The sequence below is a fragment of the Brevibacterium picturae genome (genome assembly GCF_030453725.1).
GTDB lineage: Bacteria > Actinomycetota > Actinomycetes > Actinomycetales > Brevibacteriaceae > Brevibacterium > Brevibacterium sandarakinum_A.
On the sequence record NZ_JAKDJU010000024.1, the window covers coordinates 1 to 17,664 of the forward strand.

Sequence of the window (17,664 nt, forward strand, 5' to 3'; positions counted from 1 at the left end):
TCTCAACACAATCTACCATTGATTCCGTCGGAATGCGCACATTCGTATGCGAATTCAGTCGAATCCGAAAATAATTCGTTCTGGATCCGTCATGATTTCGCGTTTTCACCCCTGACAACACGCGTGACGCAGTGATTGACACCGTGTGATGCGGCTCACCACACTGTAATCATGAATGAGGGTGAGCTGTTCTACGCCGGGGAAGACAACCGGCCGGATGTCCAGGGAATGCGGCCCGGCGCCCAGCAGGGACGGGCGGCACAGGAAGTCAGTGCTCGCCCGCAGCCGAGGCCGGGCGAGGTCGATACGATCGGCGCGAACGAGCTCTTGTTCTCCCCGGACGAATACCTGGGGCGGATCGCTTCGGTGCGCAATAGGATGGTCGACCAGGGTCTGTCCGCACTCATTGTCACGGATCCTGCCAACATCTACTATCTGACCGGTTACAATGCCTGGTCCTTCTATACTCCGCAGCTGCTGTACGTCCCGGCGGCGGGTCCTCTCACACTGTTCCTGCGCGACATGGATGCCAGAGGCGCCACGCACACCTCGTGGCTGCCGCCGGAGGACATCGTCGGCTATCCCGAACGCTATGTGCAGCGCCCGCACATCCACCCCTTCGACTGGGTGGCCTTCGCGTTGCGGCAGCGCTGGGAGGTCGCCCGCGCGTCCTCGTCTCCGGTCGGCGTCGAGATGGACTCGCACTTCTTCTCGCCGCGTGCTTTCCGATCCCTCGTCAACGGCATCCCCGAGTGGCGCCTGGTCGATTCCTTCGAGCTGGTCAACTGGATCCGGGCGGTCAAGTCCCCGGCCGAGGTGGCACTGATGCGCAAGGCCGCCGAGGTGACCACAGAGTCGATGAACGCCGCCCTGGGAACCATCGGGGCCGGTGTCGCACAGAACGAGGTGGCGGCGGAGATCGCCGCCGCGCAGGCTCGCGGACGCGGGGGCGCCTGGGGTGACTATCCTGCCATCGTGCCGATGATGCCCACGGGAGAGAGCGCTGACACTCCGCACCTGAGCTGGTCGGACCGCAAGTTCATTGCCGATGAGTCCGTGAGCATCGAACTGGCCGGAGTCCACCGCCGCTATCACGTGCCCCTGGCGCGCACAGCCGTGGTGGGCAAGCCCAAACAGGAGCTCATCCGTCTCGAAGGGGTCGTCGCCGAGGCGTTGGCCGCAGTTCTCGATGTCGCAGCACCCGAGGTGCCCACCGCCGAACTGGCCCGCACGTGGAACCGAGTGCTGGCACTGGCCGGACTGGAGAAGCCGAGCCGCCTGGGATACTCCATCGGCATCGGCTACCCGCCGGACTGGGGCGAGCGCACGATCTCAATCAGGACCGAGGACGACCAGTTCCTCGAGGCGGGGATGACCTTCCACCTCATCTGCGGAATGTGGATGAATGGGTACGGTTACGAGCTGTCCGAATCCGTCCTCATCACCGATACCGGCTGCGATACCTTCACCGCGTTCCCTCGCGAGCTCATCCGAGTCTGACTCGAACCTCGGCTGCGAGTTGCGGGTCTGACTCGCACCTCGGCGGTGTCCGACCCGCAGTCGTCCATGTTGGGCCTCAGGCCATGAACTGGATCCAGATCCCGAGGAGCAGCGCATTGGCCCCGGCCACGACCAATGCTCGACCCTGAACCCAGCCGATGTCATTGGCTGAGGCGGGTGTGGAGGGCTCGGCCATCTGCACGGCCATGGTCACGCGTGGGGGAGCGGCGAGGGCGGCGAGTGAGCCGGCGGCGTTCCCCGCGGCGACCACAGGCAGGGATGAGACATGAGAGTCCGCGGCGACAGCATCAATGGTGCCGGTGAACATGGAATTGGCGCCGGTGTTCGATCCGGTGACCACTGCTCCGGCGGCGGTCAGCCACGGTGTGAGCAGGACGAGGCCGCCGGGGACCAGCGATCCGATCGCTGCGCTCATACCGGTTGTCGTCATGATCCATCCCATGAGCATGAAGGCCGCCGTCCCTGCCCCGATGGGCGTCCAGGAGCGGACGGCGGAGGTTATGACGGTGCCTCGGGAAGCCACCGTGAGTGCCGCGATCAGGCAGGCGACAGCCAGCCAGAACGGCGGAGAGGCGACGATCTGTGTCAGCAGCGAGGGGAGGGCTGCCTGGAGGGCGCGGGCCAGGAGGAGGCCGATCGTCAGGGAGGCGTAGGGCAGGACTGCGATTCCCAATTTCCGGGTGAAGCCGGTTCCGCGGCGGCGGATGATGAAGATGGTCCCCATGACGGCGATGACCAGCAGTGAACCGATGATGCCGGCGGGGGCCATGCCGATCACAATGCTTGCGGCGAGGATGCCGGTCCACATGAGGCCAGCGGCGGCGGCGATCCCGAGGCAGGAGACGAGGGCCGGGCGCATGATGAGGATCACCGAAGCGGCCACGATGATGACGGGGATCGCGTTGATCCAGGCTGTCGCCACACCGAGTTCGTCGACGTCGAGGCCGGCCAATGCCGCTGCGACCGTCGTGCCTGGTCCCAGTGCGCCCCACGGCACCGCGATGAGGCCCAGGAGGCCGAGCAGCGCCGATTGGCGCAGCGAACAGCCGAGCAGCCGGAGGACGGGGACTCCGATCGTGACGCCGATGCCGAATCCGGTGACGGACTCGGCGAAGGGGACGAGGCCGAAGACGACGAGAGCCACGCCGAGCGCTCTGCTGGGTGCCGCTGATTCGACCCAGGCGGAGATCTCGCGCATCGAGCCTGCGGCTTCGAGCAGTCGCGCGAGGGTCATGCCGAAGAGGAGGATGAGCGCGACTTCGAGGATGAGCGGAAAGTAGTCTGCACCGGATTCGAGCAGAACCGACATCGGGGTCGGAAAGAAGAACACGACCGCAAGGCCGGCAGCGATGATTCCCGCAGTGGCGGCGATCCACGAGCTCTGCTTGAAGACGAGCAGCGCGATGGCAAGCATAATGGGAGCGAGTGCCACCAGCGGCGTCATGTGAAAAGTTCCATTAGAAATTTCCTTTGATAGAATCGGCTCTACTATTCAAGAATAAACTATGATGTGACAATGGCGAACACAGAGGATCTTGGAGCTCGAGTATTCGGCGCGCGCATCAGAGCCCGCCGCAAGTACAACGACTTAACGCTCAACGAACTCGCGATCCGCGCCGGGATCTCCCGGGCAGCCTTGTCAAAGATCGAACGCGGTGAACAGGATACGTCCGTCTCGAACGCCATGGGCCTCTCCCGTGCTCTCGGCGTCGAGGTGGGTGAGCTCCTCGCCCCGCCCGAGGTGGTCATCACCGCCAGCGAATCCATCCCGGCCCACAGCGCCTACGGCAGAGGCACCGTGCGACGCGACCTGCCAGCGCCGCAGGAGAACATGGATGTCGTCCACTACAAACTTGATCCGCGCTGCGAAACAGCGTCGTTCGCCGCCCACCGCAGCGGCTCGCGCGAATCGTTCTTCGTCCTCGCCGGCACGATCGAAATCGTCACGATCGATCGCACGACCACGCTGCGAGCCGGCGACTGTGCCCAGGCGCCCGGGGACGTTCCGCATCAGCTGTCCAATCCCACCGATGAGCCGGCGGAGCTCATGCTCATCATCGTCTGAGGCGCTGCATCGAAAGCTCTGCATCCGTGGCAGTCGGTGTCCCGAGGTGTCTCAGCGGGAAATGCACGTCGTGCCCTTGACGACGGCATTCGACCTCCTGCATGCTTGTTGCGACAAATCCCCGGCGAAAGACAGTCACTTCGTGAAGTAACACCTCATTTCCGATTTGCGGGTGCAACGGACCCGCAGCGCACTTCTGTGCACGAAATGAGGACACACATGACTGCTGCCATAACCATCTCCGATCTCGGCTACCGCCTCGGCGACGATACCGAGATCTTCGCATCACTCACGGCATCGATTCCTGCTGCCGTGTTCGGCCTCGTCGGCGACAACGGGGTGGGCAAATCGACTCTCGCCAAAGTCATCGCAGGTGACCTCGCTCCCAGCCAGGGCAGTGTCACCGGTGCCGAGGGCGCTGTCTACATCGATCAGCTGCTGCCGCACACCGACGACAGCGTCGCCTCGGCGCTGGGAATCGCCCCCGTCAGAACTGCACTGACGAAGGCGCTGGCCGGTGACGCCGGACTCGATGACTTCGAGATCATCGGTGACGACTGGGACATCGAGGAACGGGCGCTGGAGGCTCTGGCCGACCTCGGTCTGAAACTCGACGCCCACGCCCTGGATCGTCGGCTGAGCACCTTTTCGGGCGGGCAGGCCATGCGCATCGGTCTGGCCAGGGCGGCTCTGGCCGGCCAGCGCTGGCTGATCCTCGACGAACCCAGCAACAACCTCGACGAGGCCGGGCGGCGTCGGCTGATCTCTCTGCTCCGGGCCAGGACCGGGCCGACCCTCCTTATCTCGCACGACCGAGCGCTGCTGACGACGGTGACGACGATCGTCGAGATGACAGATCAGCTGCGGGTGTACGGCGGGAACTTCGACGACTACGAGTCCATGGTCGCAGCCGAAGAGGAGGCGAAGCTGCAGAACATCGTCGATGCCAAGAAGTGCCTGGCCATCGAGAAGCGGCAGCGGGTCGAACTCGAGACGAAGCTGGCTCGGGCCGAGAGGAAGGCCGCCAAGGACAAGGAGAACAAGAGGCGTCCGAAGATCGTGATGAACGGGCTGACGAACTTCGCCGAGAAGAGCGCTGCGAAGAGGCGCGGCGACAAGGCGGCGGACGAAGCGGCGGCCCGGTCATCGGTCCAGTCGGCCAAGGACGAACTGCGCCGGGAAGCAAGCATCCGACTGGACCTGCCGGGAACGGTGGTCAACTCGGGCAAACGTGTTCTCGAGATCGCCGCGCCGGTCCTCGAGCGCCCCTGCTCCGTCGTGGGCCCGGAAAGGGTCAGACTGACCGGGCCCAACGGGTCCGGGAAGTCGACCCTGTTGGCTGCCATCCTCGGCCGAAGTGACACCGGAGCACCCATCGCTGAGCTCTTCCCCGGCCTTGAGATCAATGCTCCGGTGCCGATCGCCCACCTCGACCAGCAGTACAGGCTACCGCCGACACTGACCGTCATGGAGGCGGTGAGGGAGAACAATCCCAGTCTCAGCCCACACCGCGTCCACGAGGTATTGGCGGCGATGGGGCTGCGGAAGAGACGGACCGATCAGCTCTGCTCGACCCTGTCGGGAGGAGAACGGTTCCGTGTGGCATTGGCCAAAAGCCTGCTCCAGGCCCCCGCACCGCAGATGCTCGTCCTCGACGAGCCGGGCAACAACCTCGACCTGTCATCGCTGACCGCGCTCGTGACCGCTCTGGACGGATTCGGCGGTGCGATGATCGTGGTCACCCACGATGACCGTCTGGCCCAGGAGCTGGGACTCGACGTGGAATGGGACATCCGGGAATTTCTGGACCCGGGCACTGTTGATGAGGATAAGGATGCCAACGAGACGGAGGAGTCGCTTGCGTGATCGAGAAAGGGCAGCGTCTGCTTATGCAGGTGCCGCGTCATTTGACGGGCCGGGGATAATGGCATGGTGAGTGTCATGAGCCCTGCCCCAGAATCCGTGTCCCCGGAAGCCGCATCCCCGGCCACTGTCGCGCCATTGCGCATCGGCCCGATCGAACTGCCGTCGCCGGTGGTGCTTGCGCCGATGGCGGGAATCACCAACACGGCCTTCCGGCGTCTGTGCCGCGAGTACGGTGGCGGTCTCTACGTGACGGAGATGGTGACGTCCCGGGCGCTGGTCGAACGCAGCCCCAAGAGCATGCGCATCATCCGACATGAGCCCTTCGAGACTCCGCGCTCGGTCCAGCTCTACGGTGTCGACCCGGTGACGATCGGACAGGCCGTGCGCATGCTCGTCGAGGAGGACCGCGCCGACCACATCGACCTCAACTTCGGCTGCCCCGTGCCCAAGGTCACCCGGAAGGGCGGCGGCTCGGCCCTGCCGTGGAAGAAGGACCTGTTCGAATCCATCGTCACCACGGCCGTGGCCGAGGCGGACCGCGGCGGAATCCCCCTGACGGTGAAGATGCGCAAGGGCATCGACAAGGATCACCAGACTTTCCTGGACGCCGGTGAGACAGCCCGCAATGCGGGTGTGGCTGCGGTCGCCCTCCACGGGCGATCCGCGGCGGACCTGTACTCCGGCCAGGCTGACTGGGACGCTATCGCCAGACTCAAGGACCACCTCGGCGACACTGTTCCCGTGCTGGGCAATGGTGACATCTTCGCGGCTGAAGACGCACTTGAGATGATGCGGAAGACCGGATGCGACGGCGTTGTCATCGGCCGTGGATGTCAGGGTCGGCCCTGGCTGTTCGGGGACCTGGAAAATGCGCTGAGCGGCAGCGACGAGCGGTTCCGGCCCGGCCTCGCCGAGGTGGCCCGCGCCGTCTACAAGCATGGCGAATACCTCGCCGAATACTATGAGGACGAATTCTACGGAGTTCGTGACCTGCGCAAACACATCGCCTGGTATTTCAAGGGCTACCCGGTCGGCGGAGACCTGCGTCGGCAGCTGGCGATGGTCTCCTCCTTGGAGGAGCTCGCGGGACTGCTGGCACAGCTCGATCACGACGCACCGTATCCTGGAACGGATGCGGAAGGCTCCCGGGGGCGGACCACCCGCCCGAAGAAGCCGCATCTGCCCGAGGGGTGGCTCGATTCCCGCATCTTCGATGTCAGCGGGACGTCCCTGCTCTCCGAGGCGGAACTCGACATCTCGGGAGGATGACAATGCCATTCGAATCTCACCCACGCACATCGGTGCGCTCTGGGTCCGTAGCGGTGTACACGCCGTGGGACGAAGAACGGTGGGTGAGTGAACCGGCGAAGAATCCGCGCAGATCAGCATTTCAGCGTGATCGCGCCCGGGTCCTTCATTCCGCGGGTCTGCGACGCCTCGGCGCCAAGACTCAGGTCGTTTCTCCGGGAACCGATGATTTCGTACGCACCCGACTCACTCATTCTCTCGAGGTCGCCCAAGTCGGGCGCGAACTCGCCCGCTACCTCGGTTGTGATCCGGACATCGTCGACACCGCCTGTCTCAGCCACGACCTCGGCCATCCGCCCTTCGGCCACCACGGCGAGACCATCCTCGATGCTCTGTGCATCGACATCGGCGGTTTCGAGGGCAACGCGCAGACGCTGCGTCTGGTCACGCGGATCGAACCGAAGGTGATTGCCGATGATGGTCGCCCGGCCGGACTCAACCTGACACGGGCCAGTCTTGATGCGCTGACCAAGTATCCCTGGGCGCGAAGCGAAGCGTCCATCGGCCGGCGTGACTCAGGTGTCCGCAAGTTCGGAGTCTACGACGACGACAGGGGAGTCTTCGACTTCTACCGCGAGGGCATCGAGAACGGGAAGCGATGTGTCGAGGCCCAGGTGATGGACTTGGCCGATGACATCTCATACTCCGTCCACGACGTCGAAGACGCGATTGCGGGCGGACATCTGCATCTGGGTGAGTTCGCTGCGGAGAGTCGTCGTGCAGAGCTCTTCGAGATCACTCGGAAGTGGTACCTGCCGGTCATAGGCGATGAGGAGATGGACAAGGCGCTGTCGAGGCTGCAGGCAGCGGCATACTGGCCCGCGGAGACCTATGACGGATCCAGACGGGCCCAAGCGACGCTCAAGCATATGACGAGTCAGCTCATCGGCCGGTTCGTCGGTGCCGCGGAAGCCGCCACCCGTGAAGAGTACGGATGGGAGCCCCTGGCCCGTTACGCAGCCTCCCTCGTCGTCCCCGAACCCACGGCTGTCGAGATCGCCGTCCTCAAGGGCATGGCGACGCTGACGGTGATGGTCGCCGAAGATCGTCTGCGTCTGCATGACATCCAATCGGCTGTCATCACCGAGCTGGCCCAGTGGTATTCCGAGTCACCGATCAACCTCGATCCGATGTTCCGGGCCGACTACTTCGAGGCCGCCGACGACGCGGCCAGGCTGCGCGTCGTCGTCGACCAGATCGCATCGCTGACCGACCATTCCGCCTGGGCCCTGTACCACCACCTCAAAGCAGGGGCGGAGGACCGTCTCTAGACTATGGCCGGACTGATCAAACGCGAGGACATCGACGAACTGCGCAGTCGCACCCGCATCGACGAGGTGGTGGGGGAGTTCGTGACGCTCAAGACTGCGGGAATCGGCTCGCTCAAGGGCCTGTGTCCCTTTCACGATGAACGGACTCCCTCGTTCACCGTTCGCCCCCAGGTGGGGATGTATCACTGCTTCGGCTGTGGTGAGTCCGGCGATGTCTTCTCTTTTCTGCAGAAGATCGAACAGCTCAGCTTCGTTGAAACCGTCGAGTCGTTGGCCGGCAAGATCGGGATGCATCTGCGCTACGAAGACGGGAAAGGCCCCGACCGGGAGCAGGCGAGCCGGCGACAGCGGCTGCTGGAGATGCACGAGGTCGCACAGCGCTTCTTCGCCCAGTCCCTCGAGGGGGAGCAGGGACAGGTCGGTCGCGAGTTCCTCGAAGGCCGCGGTTTTCCCACCAGTTCGAGCAGGGAGTTCGGTCTCGGCTTCGCCCCCAAGTCCTGGGATTCGCTGACCAATCAGCTCAAGCGGGCCGGCTTCAGCGAGGAGGAGATCCTTGCCGGTGGCTTGGCCAGTGAGGGCGGGCGCGGAATCTACGACCGCTTCCGCGGCAGGGTCGTCTGGCCCATCAAAGACATGACCACGCGGACCATCGGCTTCGGGGCCAGGCGCCTGTTCGACGACGATCAGGGGCCGAAGTACCTGAACACTCCGGAGACCGCCCTCTATCACAAGAACCAGGTTCTCTACGGGCTGGATCTGGCCAAGAAGCACATCGCGAAGACCAAGCGCGTGGTCATCGTCGAAGGCTACACAGATGTCATGGCCGCGCAACTGGCCGGTGTGTCACAGGCGGTGGCGACGTGCGGAACGGCCTTCGGGCCCGAACACGTGAAGATTATCAGGCGCCTGCTCGGCGATGATCCGACGGGACAGGTGATCTTCACATTCGACGGTGACGCGGCCGGGCAGAAGGCGGCCCTGCGGGCCTTCGAGTTCGACAGTGAGTTCACCGCTCAGACCTTCGTCGCCGTCGAACCCGATGGGCTGGACCCCTGCGACCTGCGGATGCAGAAGGGTGATGGCGCTCTGCGTGAACTCATCGACGGTCGCAAACCGCTCTTCGAATTCGTCATCACCACCGCGATCTCCCGCTTCGACCTCGACTCTGTCGAAGGCAGGATCGCCGCAGTCAGGGCCAGCGCCGAGGTTCTGGCAGACATTCGTGATCGCAACAGCCTCAGCCATTACTATCGTTTCGTCGCCGGTCGGATCGGCGTCGACATCGACGAGGTGGAAACCGCGGTCAGAGACGCCCGGAAACGACCGAAGAAACCGCAGGCGAATCAGCCTCAGGTCGCGCCGCCGCAGACTCCTCCCGGGAAACGGCAGTCTCCTCCTGGGGCTGCGCAGTCTCCCTCCGGAGGGCCGCAGTCTGCGCCGCACGGACAGCCGATGGGGTCGCGGGGACAGCCCGCTGCCGCGTGGAACCAGCATCAGTCGGCTCCAGCGACGAACAGTCAACGGCCGAGCACGGGGTTCGCGTCTGCACCCACGGGGGGAGGCACCGGCGGAGACGACACAGCCATCGAGTATGTCTACGATGAGCGCCCCGACGTGTCGAACCTATCGGCACCGATCAGTCCCGCTCGGCTGAAGACGGAGAAGGGTGCCCTGATGGTGGCGCTGCAGCACCCGGAGTTCGTCAATGCCAAACTCTTCGACTCCCTCTCCGCCCGGGCCTTCGAGCACCCCGGCTACCGTCGGATCCAGACGGCGATCAAGGCTGCCGGCGGGCTGAAGTCAGCAGGGTCCGACACCACTCGCTGGGCCGAATCGGTTCTCGCGGCCAGTGACGAGGACCTCAGGCCCTATGTCACGCAGCTGCTCGTGACTCCCTTGCCGGTCGCGGACGGCGTCAGCGCGGATGGCTTCGCCAGGGGCATCGTGGCCCGACTCTTCGACTATGACCTCGAACGCATCGCCAAGGAGCTGCACTCGCGACTGCAGCGGCAGGACACTGCGGACACCGAGGCGCAGACGACCCTTCTGGGCCAGCTGCAGGTCCTCGAGCAGCATCGGGCACGATTGAAGACGCTCATGTGAAGTCCGGGATCCACGACTGAGAACGTGAAATAGTGCACAATTGCAATTTTGCAGTTGGTGAAAAGTTGCATGAGGTGCAAAACTAGCCTCATGGCCGAAACCGAATCCCTGCGCTCCAAAAAGGCGCGCCTGACGCGAAATGCGCTCCATGAGGCTGCAATCACGCGGGTCCTCGATGACGGCCTCGAAAACGCAACTGTGGCGAACATCGCTGCGGACGTGGGCGTGTCCACACGTACCTTCTTCAACTATTACGCGACGAAGGAAGACGCGATCGTCGGCCTCGACGAGTCCAACATCGACGCGCATGTCGTCGACGCCTATGTCCACTCCGACTCCGGGATCAGCGATCTGGCCGCGGATACGGCCTGGTTCATTCGCGAAGCGCTGCTGATGGGGTCGATCGACCCTGATATGCCGGCCAGGCGGAGAAAGCTGTTTGCTCGGTACCCGGAGCTGGTCAGCAAACGCTTCGATCGGGCCGAGGCTCTCGAAGAGCTCGTGGCAGAGCATGTGCTCGCCCGGCTGCGCTTCCTGGGACAGGAGTTCTCCACGGAGGACTCGGCCTGGCGCAGCGCCCGGATGCTCACCCAACTGTGCCGAGTGCCTCTCAACCATGCGGGCCAGACGCTCAAGCGATCGCCCGAGCTCGTGGATGAGAAGGGCTCGACGAAGGACATCTACGAAAACTCACTGGAACTCTTCCTCAAGGTTCTGGATCGACTATGACAAAGGCTGAAATGCGAAGTAATCAAGGGCTGAAAACCGGCGAAATGGCCCGCCCTCCAGCAAGTGACACGGATACTGAGCCGATGACGACATCTGCGATCATCCTGCTCTTCGTGGGACTGATGATCGCCATGTTCATGTTCTCGCTCAACCAGACCGTGTTGGCGACCGCACTGCCGACGATCGTCGGTGAGCTCGACGGCGTCGACCAGATGCTGTGGGTGTCCACAGCGTTCATGCTCGCCTCGACGATCATGATGCCGATCTACGGAAAGGTGGGTGACCTGTTCGGTCGCAAACCGCTCTTCATGTTCGCGATCTGCTGCTTCCTGCTGGGGTCGGTCTTCGCGCTCATCGCAGGTGACATGTCGATGCTGATCTTCGGACGCGTGCTCCAAGGCATCGGCGGTGGCGGCATGATGATCCTCTCTCAGTCCATCATCGCCTCCGTAGTCCCGGCCCGGGAACGCGGGAAGTACATGGGCATCATGGGCTCCGCCTTCGCAGTGTCCTCGGTGGCCGGTCCGCTCATCGGCGGCTGGCTGACAGAGGGACCCGGTTGGCGCTGGGCCTTCGCCATCAACTTCCCCCTCGGCATCATCGCACTCATCGCCGCAGCCGTCTTCCTCAAAGTGCCCAAGCACACCAGCGGAAGACGCCCGAAGATCGACGTTGTGGGGATGGCCCTGGTCTCGATCGTCACATCCTGCATCGTCCTCGTCTCGGCCTGGGGCGGTCACGATTATGCGTGGGGTTCGTGGCAGATCAACGGGCTCATCGTCGTCGGCGTCCTCGCCATCGCCGGATTCATCTTCGTCGAGCACAAAGTCAGCGAACCTGTCATCCCGATGTTCCTGTTCAAGAATCGGGATTTCCTGCTGTGCACTGTCGCGGGTCTGTTCATCGGAGTCGGGATGTTCGGCGTCCTCTCCTACATGCCCACCTATCTGCAGATGGTGCACGGCATCGACGCGACTGTGGCGGGACTGATGATGGTTCCGATGATGGGCACGATGCTCATCTCCTCGACCCTCATCGGCTTCGTCGTCTCCCGTACCGGCAAGTACAAGAAGTACCCGCTCATGGGTGTGCTGATCATGGCCGCGTCGCTGGTTCTGCTCTCGCAGCTCAAGGCTGAAAGCGCCGCCTGGGAGACCATGGGCTGCCTGGCTCTGTTGGGACTCGGGCTGGGTCTGAGTATGCAGACCCTCGTCCTCGTCGTCCAGAACGCCTTCCCCGTTGCCATGGTCGGAACAGCGACAGCATCGAACAACTACTTCCGTCAGGTCGGTGCGACCCTGGGCATGGCCTTCATCGGGTCGGTCTTCACACAGCGCCTCATGGACAACATCAAAGAGGGCATGGGCGAACTGGCGAAGGCCAATCCCTCACAGCCGATGCCCGAGGTCTCCTCGACAGGTCTGACACCGCAGATCGTCGCCGATCTGCCCGAGCCGCTGCACACCCTCATCATCACGTCCTACAACGACGCGCTGGTCCCTCTGTTCCTGTGGGTCGCACCTCTGGCAGTCCTCGGCTTCATCTTCCTGTGCTTCCTGCCCAACACTCCGCTGGCACAGACGCTGAAGGCCGATCCTGCCAATCGCGAACTTGTGCGCGTCGACGCAGGTTCGTCCGATGGTCAGGTCGACTCATCCGATAGTCTGGCAGAGAAGGCTAGGCTGAAGGAGTCGACTGATGACGGTATTGACAATACTCAACGCCCCCGGGACCCAGATCCCCGAGCAGCTCACTGACCTTGGTCGGAGAGAGGACGTCGAGCTTCGGATCGTCGAGGCGGGGGAGCTGGGCTCTGCCCTCCCCGGCACCGATGTCCTCCTCCTCTGGGACTTCTTCTCACGCGCACTGAAAAGCGAATTCGGACATGCTGACAGCCTGAAGTGGATCCATGCGGCCGCAGCGGGGGTTGACTCCCTGATCTTCGACGAGCTCTCAGCCTCGGAGGTCGTCGTCACGAATGCACGGGGGATCTTCGACCGGCCGATCGCAGAGTTCGTGCTCAACTACATCCTTCTCCATGCGAAGAATTCCCTGCGATCGCTCGAGGACCAGCGCAATTCCACCTGGAACCGTCGGTCGACGAAGAATCTGGCCGGATCCCAGGCCATGATCGTCGGCACTGGTTCGATCGGTCGGGAGATCGCCAGGGTCCTGAAGGCCCTCGACGTGAATGTCAGCGGAGCCGGCAGCCATGCTCGGACCGGAGATGCCGACTTCGGGACCGTCATCGATTCCGCGCAGCTGAGTTCTCATCTGTCCGGAGTGGACTGGGTGGTCAACATTGCGCCGCTGACGGATAAGACGAAGAACCTCATCGATGCCAGAGTGTTCGCCGCCATGGACACGAGCGCCTTCTTCGTCAATGTCGGCAGGGGAGAGGCCGTAGTCACCTCCGACCTCGTGGACGCGCTCTCGGCCGGCCAGATCTCCGGTGCCGGCCTCGACGTATTCGACGAGGAGCCCCTGCCCGCCGACCACCCGCTGTGGCAGGCGGACAATGTCATCGTCACCCCGCACATGAGCGGCGACACCGATGGATGGCGCCTGCGTCTGGCTGACCAGTTCGTCGACCTGTTCGAGAAGTACACGGCAGGTGAGACGTTCCCACACACGGTCGACAAGGCAGCGGGATACGTGCGATGACCGAACAGTCAGAAGACCATGCTGCCCAGCGGGCGTTCCTCGCTCGGGTTCTCAGCGAACTCATCGCGGTGCGCAGAGCCCGACTGCTGAGCATGCTGGTGCTGGCCCTCGCGATGCTCGTCGCCGGTCTCGGCGCGGCGATGCAGGCACAGGGGACACGGGTGGACACAGTCTTGCTGTTCTCCGCGTTCAGCCTCATCATGATCGGAATCGTGTGTGCACTGGGGGCGATCGTCGCGTGGACGAGGATCAATCGGGACGTCCTCGACTCCATCGCCTCAGCGAGGCCGCCCCGCGCCCGTGCACCCAGAACCCGCAATGCGGGAATGGCCGTGGCGATCGGCTTTGCGGTACTCGGACTTCTGTGCGGATGGCTGCTGTTCTCGACGACACCGATCCTGGCAGTCGCCGTCGTCCTGGCGTGTGCCACGCTCGCCTGCCTGGGACCGATCTGGGCCAACGAGCTCTCGAGCGCCGATGACCGATTCGCCGTGATTCTCGACAGTGATGACGATCTCGCCGAGCGGTTCGGCACCTACACGCCGATCTGGCTCCACGACGCAATGGAGAACGAGAAAGCGGGTCAGGACGGGGCCTGATCGGGGACCTTCGTTCTCGGACATGCACGGGCGGCTGTGCACGTCCGGCCGGTCAAGCACCCACAGACAGCGAAGCGCCCGCAGCAATTCATGCTGCGGGCGCTTCTCAGCGATCAGAGGATCGAACCGATCATGTCAGGGGAAGGCGGGAACGTCGACCCCGGCCATCTTGGCCACACAGCGGATGACCTGGCAGCTGTAGCCGAACTCATTGTCATACCAGACGTAGACGACGACTCGGTCATCATCGACGATCGTGGCCAGGCCATCGACGACGCCGGCTCGCTTCGAACCGACGAGGTCGCTGGAGACGAGTTCGGGGGAGGAGACGTAGTCGATCTGATTGCGCAGTTCTGAATTCATCGAGGTCTCGCGAAGGAATCCGTTGAGCTCATCGACGCTCGTCGCGTTCTCCAGATTGAGGTTGAGGATCGCCATCGACACGTTCGGAGTGGGAACGCGGATGGCGTTGCCCGAGAGCTTGCCCTTGAGCTCGGGGAGAGCCTTCGCCACAGCCTTGGCAGCGCCGGTCTCCGTGAGCACCATGTTGAGGCCGGCAGCGCGACCGCGACGGGAGCCCTTGTGGAAGTTGTCGATGAGGTTCTGGTCATTGGTGAACGAGTGCACCGTCTCGACGTGACCGTTGCGGACTCCGTACTTGTCATGGAGGGCCTTGAGCACAGGAGTGATCGCGTTCGTGGTGCACGATGCTGCCGACATCACCGTGTCGTCCTCGAGAATGGCCGCGTCGTTGACACCGTAGACGATGTTCTTGACGTCGCCCTTGCCGGGAGCAGTGAGGATGACCTTCGAGGCGCCGGGGCACTCGAGGTGTTTGGACAGGCCCTCCTCGTCACGCCATTTGCCCGTGTTGTCGACGATCACCGCATCATTGATCCCGTATTCGGTGTAGTCGACCTGAGAAGGATCGTTGGAGTAGATGACCTGGATCAGCGTGCCATTGGCCTGGATCGTGTTGGCCTCTTCATCGACGACGATGCTGCCGTCGAATTTGCCGTGCACGGAGTCACGTCGCAGCAGCGAAGCACGCTTGACGATGTCATCGTCACTGCCTTTGCGGACGACGATCGCACGCAGACGCATGCCGGTGCCGCCGGCGCGATCGATGAGAATGCGGGCCAGCAGACGGCCGATACGGCCGAAGCCGTAGAGCACGATGTCGCGTACGGCGCCGTCCTGTCCATTGGTGCCTGCGACCGAGGCGAGCTCCGTGGAGAGGAAGTCCTCGACGGAGTCGGACTGATTCTGCTGCTTCTGGATGAGACGGCCCAAGTCGATCCGGGTGGGGCCCAGGTCGAGTTCGGTCAGTGCTCGAACGATCCGCAGCGTGACCTCGATGTCGAGATCTTCGCCGAGGAAGTGGCGGGCATAGCGGTGAGCCTTGATCATCCCGATCACCGACTTGTTCAGCAGCGAACGGCCGAACAGCGTCAGCAGCACATCGTTCTCGCGGTACAGGCGTCCGGTCAGTGGAATGAGTTCTTCGGCGGCAGTCTGCTTGTTCGCCCATTCGTTCAGGCGAGCCGTCGTTGCGTCAGTCAAAGGTCGTGTCTCCTCGGTCAGTTGGCGAATTCGTCCCAGTGTATCGCTTCGCCTACTCGCGTTTCGTCTGGTGTTCGTCGAGTCGTCTGAATCCGAGCAGTGTGAGTGTGACGATGCCCGCGCCGGCCAGCAGTGCGCCGAGGCTCTGTGCCTGGACCTTGGGCTCGACGAAGCGGTATTCGGGTGACGTGTCCTCCTGCGGACGGGGTGGCTGTGCCGTTCCGATCCAGGCCGCGACGAAGAGGATGATTCGGGCGAAGATATTCATCGTCAGCATGATCGCAATGATCGAACCGAATACGCCCGCGGCCTTATTCCCGGAGAAGATGTCGACGAGGACCGTGGCGAAGTTGAGGAGGACGGTGAAGGCCACAGCACCGAGGATTGAGCCTCTGATCTTGGCTCTTCTTCCCACCGGATGATCGGGCAGCATCGAGAAGAGGAACATGAAGATCAGCCATCCTGCGACGAGAGTGATCATCGGCGGGATGATGATCAATAGGCCCCTCGCCCACCCGGGGAGGCTGAGAAGATCGCTGATGACGGACCCCAAGCTGGCGCCGACGACGGTCAACGCCACTGTCAGCAGCAGTCCGATGATGAGCCCCAGAAGGGTGGCGACGTTGTTGAGGATCTTCTTGATGAAGGACTTGTCGGGGACCACATCATCGAAGTCCGCGTGCAGTTGAGCTCGCACGGCGGCTCCGAGATTGCCGATGAATCCCTGGCCCGTGTAGAGAGCGGCCAGGATGGCGATGATGCCGACTGACTGCCAACTGGTGAGGAAGCTTTCCAACTGATCTGTCAGGGACGAATTTTCGCCTACTTGGGCTTCGATCTGGGCCACGACTTTCGGAAGGAGATCCGGACGCGCGACATCGAGGACGAAGCCCAGACTTGCGAAGGTGAACATCGCAATCGGCATGACCGCGAGAACGAGGAAGTAGGTGATGGCCGCGCCGAACTGATTGCCCAAGCGATCACCGAAACGTGTGACGGCCCGCATGAGATGAGCGGGTCCCGGCTGGGTGATGGCGTTGTGGCCGACTTCGACGACCGTGTTACGTGAGGCCAGTACTTTGGCTGGTGCCACTTCGTGCTCCTTCGATCTTGACCCGCAGGTGTCTGTTTCAACACTAACCGCTGGGAGGGGCCTGAGAGTGGTGGGCCGCGCCTCCACACTAGACTTTTACCATGCTGATTCCGTTTTCGAGGGTCCAGCCCACCGATCTGATGCTGTCGGCAGGCTCGTCAGCAGCACAGGATCTCGTCGGATTCTCCGGCTGGGCTGTGACGCTCATGGAGACACTGGGTCCGCTCGGAGTCGGCTTCCTGGTTTTCATGGATAACATCTTCCCGCCCATCCCCAGCGAGTTGGTGCTGCCGCTGGCGGGCTTCACCGCCAGCCAGGGAAACATGAACATCGTCGTGGCGATCATCTTCGCCACTACCGGCTCCGTCGTCGGTGCCGTCGTACTGTGGGCGGTGGGCAAATGGATCGGTCTTGAACGCATTGCTCGGATTGCCGTGAAGATGCCGCTGGTCGATGTTGACGACGTGCACAAGACGGTTGCCTGGTTCGACAAGCATGGTGACAAGGCCGTGTTCTTCGGACGGATGGTCCCCATCTTCCGGTCTCTGATATCCATCCCCGCCGGCATTCGGGACATGTCGATCATCAAGTTCCTGCTGCTGACCACTGCAGGAAGCGCGGTATGGAACACCGTCCTCATCGTTGCAGGCTTCTATCTCGGTGAGAACTGGTCAGTTGTGGAGACCTACGCCGGTTACTTCCAGACGCTGGTCATCGTGGCGGTGGTCGTCTTCGTCATCGTGTGGATCGTCCTCAAGGTGCGCAGACGCAAGAGGGTCAAGCCAGCGCGTCGAACCGACGCTGCCGATGAGCCCACCGAAGGCCCAGTCGAACAGAGCGAGGGCTGAGTCTTCGGCTCGGTTCAGTTCGCAGCTGGGACAA

At 63.0% G+C, this 17,664-nt stretch carries 14 protein-coding genes; 11 read left to right on the forward strand and 3 right to left on the reverse strand.

The window, feature by feature from the left end:
* Window positions 1-171: 171 nt before the first annotated feature.
* Entirely contained in the window at window positions 172-1,500 is a 1,329-nt protein-coding gene (locus L0G76_RS04350) for a M24 family metallopeptidase (protein ID WP_304356097.1), read from the forward strand.
* 76 nt (window positions 1,501-1,576) lie between these two features.
* Here L0G76_RS04350 and L0G76_RS04355 read toward each other — a convergent pair whose 3' ends face one another.
* Window positions 1,577-2,965: an L-lactate permease gene (locus L0G76_RS04355; RefSeq protein ID WP_304356098.1), complete on the reverse strand. Its 1,389-nt coding sequence runs from the start codon at window positions 2,963-2,965 to the stop codon at window positions 1,577-1,579.
* A gap of 72 nt (window positions 2,966-3,037) precedes the next feature.
* On the opposite strand from L0G76_RS04355, the gene L0G76_RS04360 reads away from it, so the two are divergent.
* The 9 genes from L0G76_RS04360 (at window position 3,038) to L0G76_RS04400 (ending at window position 14,126) form a co-directional block, all read left to right on the forward strand.
* Window positions 3,038-3,586: a helix-turn-helix domain-containing protein gene (locus L0G76_RS04360; RefSeq protein WP_304356099.1), complete on the forward strand. Its 549-nt coding sequence runs from the start codon at window positions 3,038-3,040 to the stop codon at window positions 3,584-3,586.
* A 219-nt stretch (window positions 3,587-3,805) separates the two neighbouring features.
* Entirely contained in the window at window positions 3,806-5,452 is a 1,647-nt protein-coding gene (locus L0G76_RS04365) for an ATP-binding cassette domain-containing protein (protein WP_304356100.1), read from the forward strand.
* A gap of 96 nt (window positions 5,453-5,548) precedes the next feature.
* Entirely contained in the window at window positions 5,549-6,721 is a 1,173-nt protein-coding gene (gene dusB, locus L0G76_RS04370) for a tRNA dihydrouridine synthase DusB (RefSeq protein WP_487246987.1), read from the forward strand.
* Between the two features lie 2 nt (window positions 6,722-6,723).
* Entirely contained in the window at window positions 6,724-8,031 is a 1,308-nt protein-coding gene (locus L0G76_RS04375; RefSeq protein ID WP_304356102.1) for a deoxyguanosinetriphosphate triphosphohydrolase, read from the forward strand.
* A 3-nt stretch (window positions 8,032-8,034) separates the two neighbouring features.
* On the forward strand, window positions 8,035-10,134 hold the full coding sequence (gene dnaG, locus L0G76_RS04380) for a DNA primase (protein ID WP_304356103.1): 2,100 nt from the start codon (window positions 8,035-8,037) through the stop codon (window positions 10,132-10,134).
* A 90-nt stretch (window positions 10,135-10,224) separates the two neighbouring features.
* Complete coding sequence (locus L0G76_RS04385; protein ID WP_304356104.1) at window positions 10,225-10,863, forward strand: TetR/AcrR family transcriptional regulator; 639 nt, start codon at window positions 10,225-10,227, stop codon at window positions 10,861-10,863.
* A gap of 83 nt (window positions 10,864-10,946) precedes the next feature.
* Window positions 10,947-12,620 carry an MDR family MFS transporter gene (locus L0G76_RS04390; RefSeq protein WP_304356105.1) on the forward strand — a complete coding sequence of 558 codons (1,674 nt, stop codon included), beginning with the start codon at window positions 10,947-10,949 and terminating at the stop codon, window positions 12,618-12,620.
* Complete coding sequence (locus L0G76_RS04395; protein ID WP_304356106.1) at window positions 12,562-13,527, forward strand: D-2-hydroxyacid dehydrogenase; 966 nt, start codon at window positions 12,562-12,564, stop codon at window positions 13,525-13,527. The genes L0G76_RS04390 and L0G76_RS04395 overlap by 59 nt, the downstream gene beginning before the upstream one ends.
* Entirely contained in the window at window positions 13,524-14,126 is a 603-nt protein-coding gene (locus L0G76_RS04400) for a hypothetical protein (RefSeq protein WP_304356107.1), read from the forward strand. Before L0G76_RS04395 ends, L0G76_RS04400 begins: the two co-directional genes overlap by 4 nt.
* Before the next feature lie 135 nt (window positions 14,127-14,261).
* On the opposite strand, the gene L0G76_RS04405 is transcribed toward L0G76_RS04400, so the two are convergent.
* Together L0G76_RS04405 and L0G76_RS04410 are read right to left on the reverse strand one after the other, a co-directional pair.
* Entirely contained in the window at window positions 14,262-15,689 is a 1,428-nt protein-coding gene (locus tag L0G76_RS04405; protein ID WP_304356108.1) for a glyceraldehyde-3-phosphate dehydrogenase, read from the reverse strand.
* 52 nt (window positions 15,690-15,741) lie between these two features.
* Window positions 15,742-16,782 (reverse strand): YhjD/YihY/BrkB family envelope integrity protein, encoded by a 1,041-nt coding sequence (locus L0G76_RS04410; RefSeq protein WP_304356109.1) that lies wholly within the window; start codon window positions 16,780-16,782, stop codon window positions 15,742-15,744.
* A 101-nt stretch (window positions 16,783-16,883) separates the two neighbouring features.
* Between L0G76_RS04410 and L0G76_RS04415 the strand changes: the two genes are divergently transcribed.
* Entirely contained in the window at window positions 16,884-17,630 is a 747-nt protein-coding gene (locus tag L0G76_RS04415) for a DedA family protein (protein WP_487246986.1), read from the forward strand.
* The last annotated feature ends 34 nt before the right edge of the window (window positions 17,631-17,664 follow it).

Excerpts from the sequence above, each read along its gene's own strand:
- L0G76_RS04350 (WP_304356097.1), top strand. The coding sequence starts at position 172 with ATGAATGAGGGTGAGCTGTTCTACGCCGGGGAAGACAACCGGCCGGAT.
- L0G76_RS04395 (WP_304356106.1), top strand. The coding sequence starts at position 12,562 with ATGACGGTATTGACAATACTCAACGCCCCCGGGACCCAGATCCCCGAG.
- L0G76_RS04360 (WP_304356099.1), top strand. The coding sequence starts at position 3,038 with ATGGCGAACACAGAGGATCTTGGAGCTCGAGTATTCGGCGCGCGCATC.
- L0G76_RS04415 (WP_487246986.1), top strand. The coding sequence starts at position 16,884 with ATGCTGATTCCGTTTTCGAGGGTCCAGCCCACCGATCTGATGCTGTCG.
- L0G76_RS04375 (WP_304356102.1), top strand. The coding sequence starts at position 6,724 with ATGCCATTCGAATCTCACCCACGCACATCGGTGCGCTCTGGGTCCGTA.
- L0G76_RS04400 (WP_304356107.1), top strand. The coding sequence starts at position 13,524 with ATGACCGAACAGTCAGAAGACCATGCTGCCCAGCGGGCGTTCCTCGCT.
- L0G76_RS04385 (WP_304356104.1), top strand. The coding sequence starts at position 10,225 with ATGGCCGAAACCGAATCCCTGCGCTCCAAAAAGGCGCGCCTGACGCGA.
- L0G76_RS04390 (WP_304356105.1), top strand. The coding sequence starts at position 10,947 with ATGACGACATCTGCGATCATCCTGCTCTTCGTGGGACTGATGATCGCC.
- L0G76_RS04355 (WP_304356098.1), bottom strand. The coding sequence starts at position 2,965 with ATGACGCCGCTGGTGGCACTCGCTCCCATTATGCTTGCCATCGCGCTG.
- L0G76_RS04365 (WP_304356100.1), top strand. The coding sequence starts at position 3,806 with ATGACTGCTGCCATAACCATCTCCGATCTCGGCTACCGCCTCGGCGAC.
- dnaG (WP_304356103.1), top strand. The coding sequence starts at position 8,035 with ATGGCCGGACTGATCAAACGCGAGGACATCGACGAACTGCGCAGTCGC.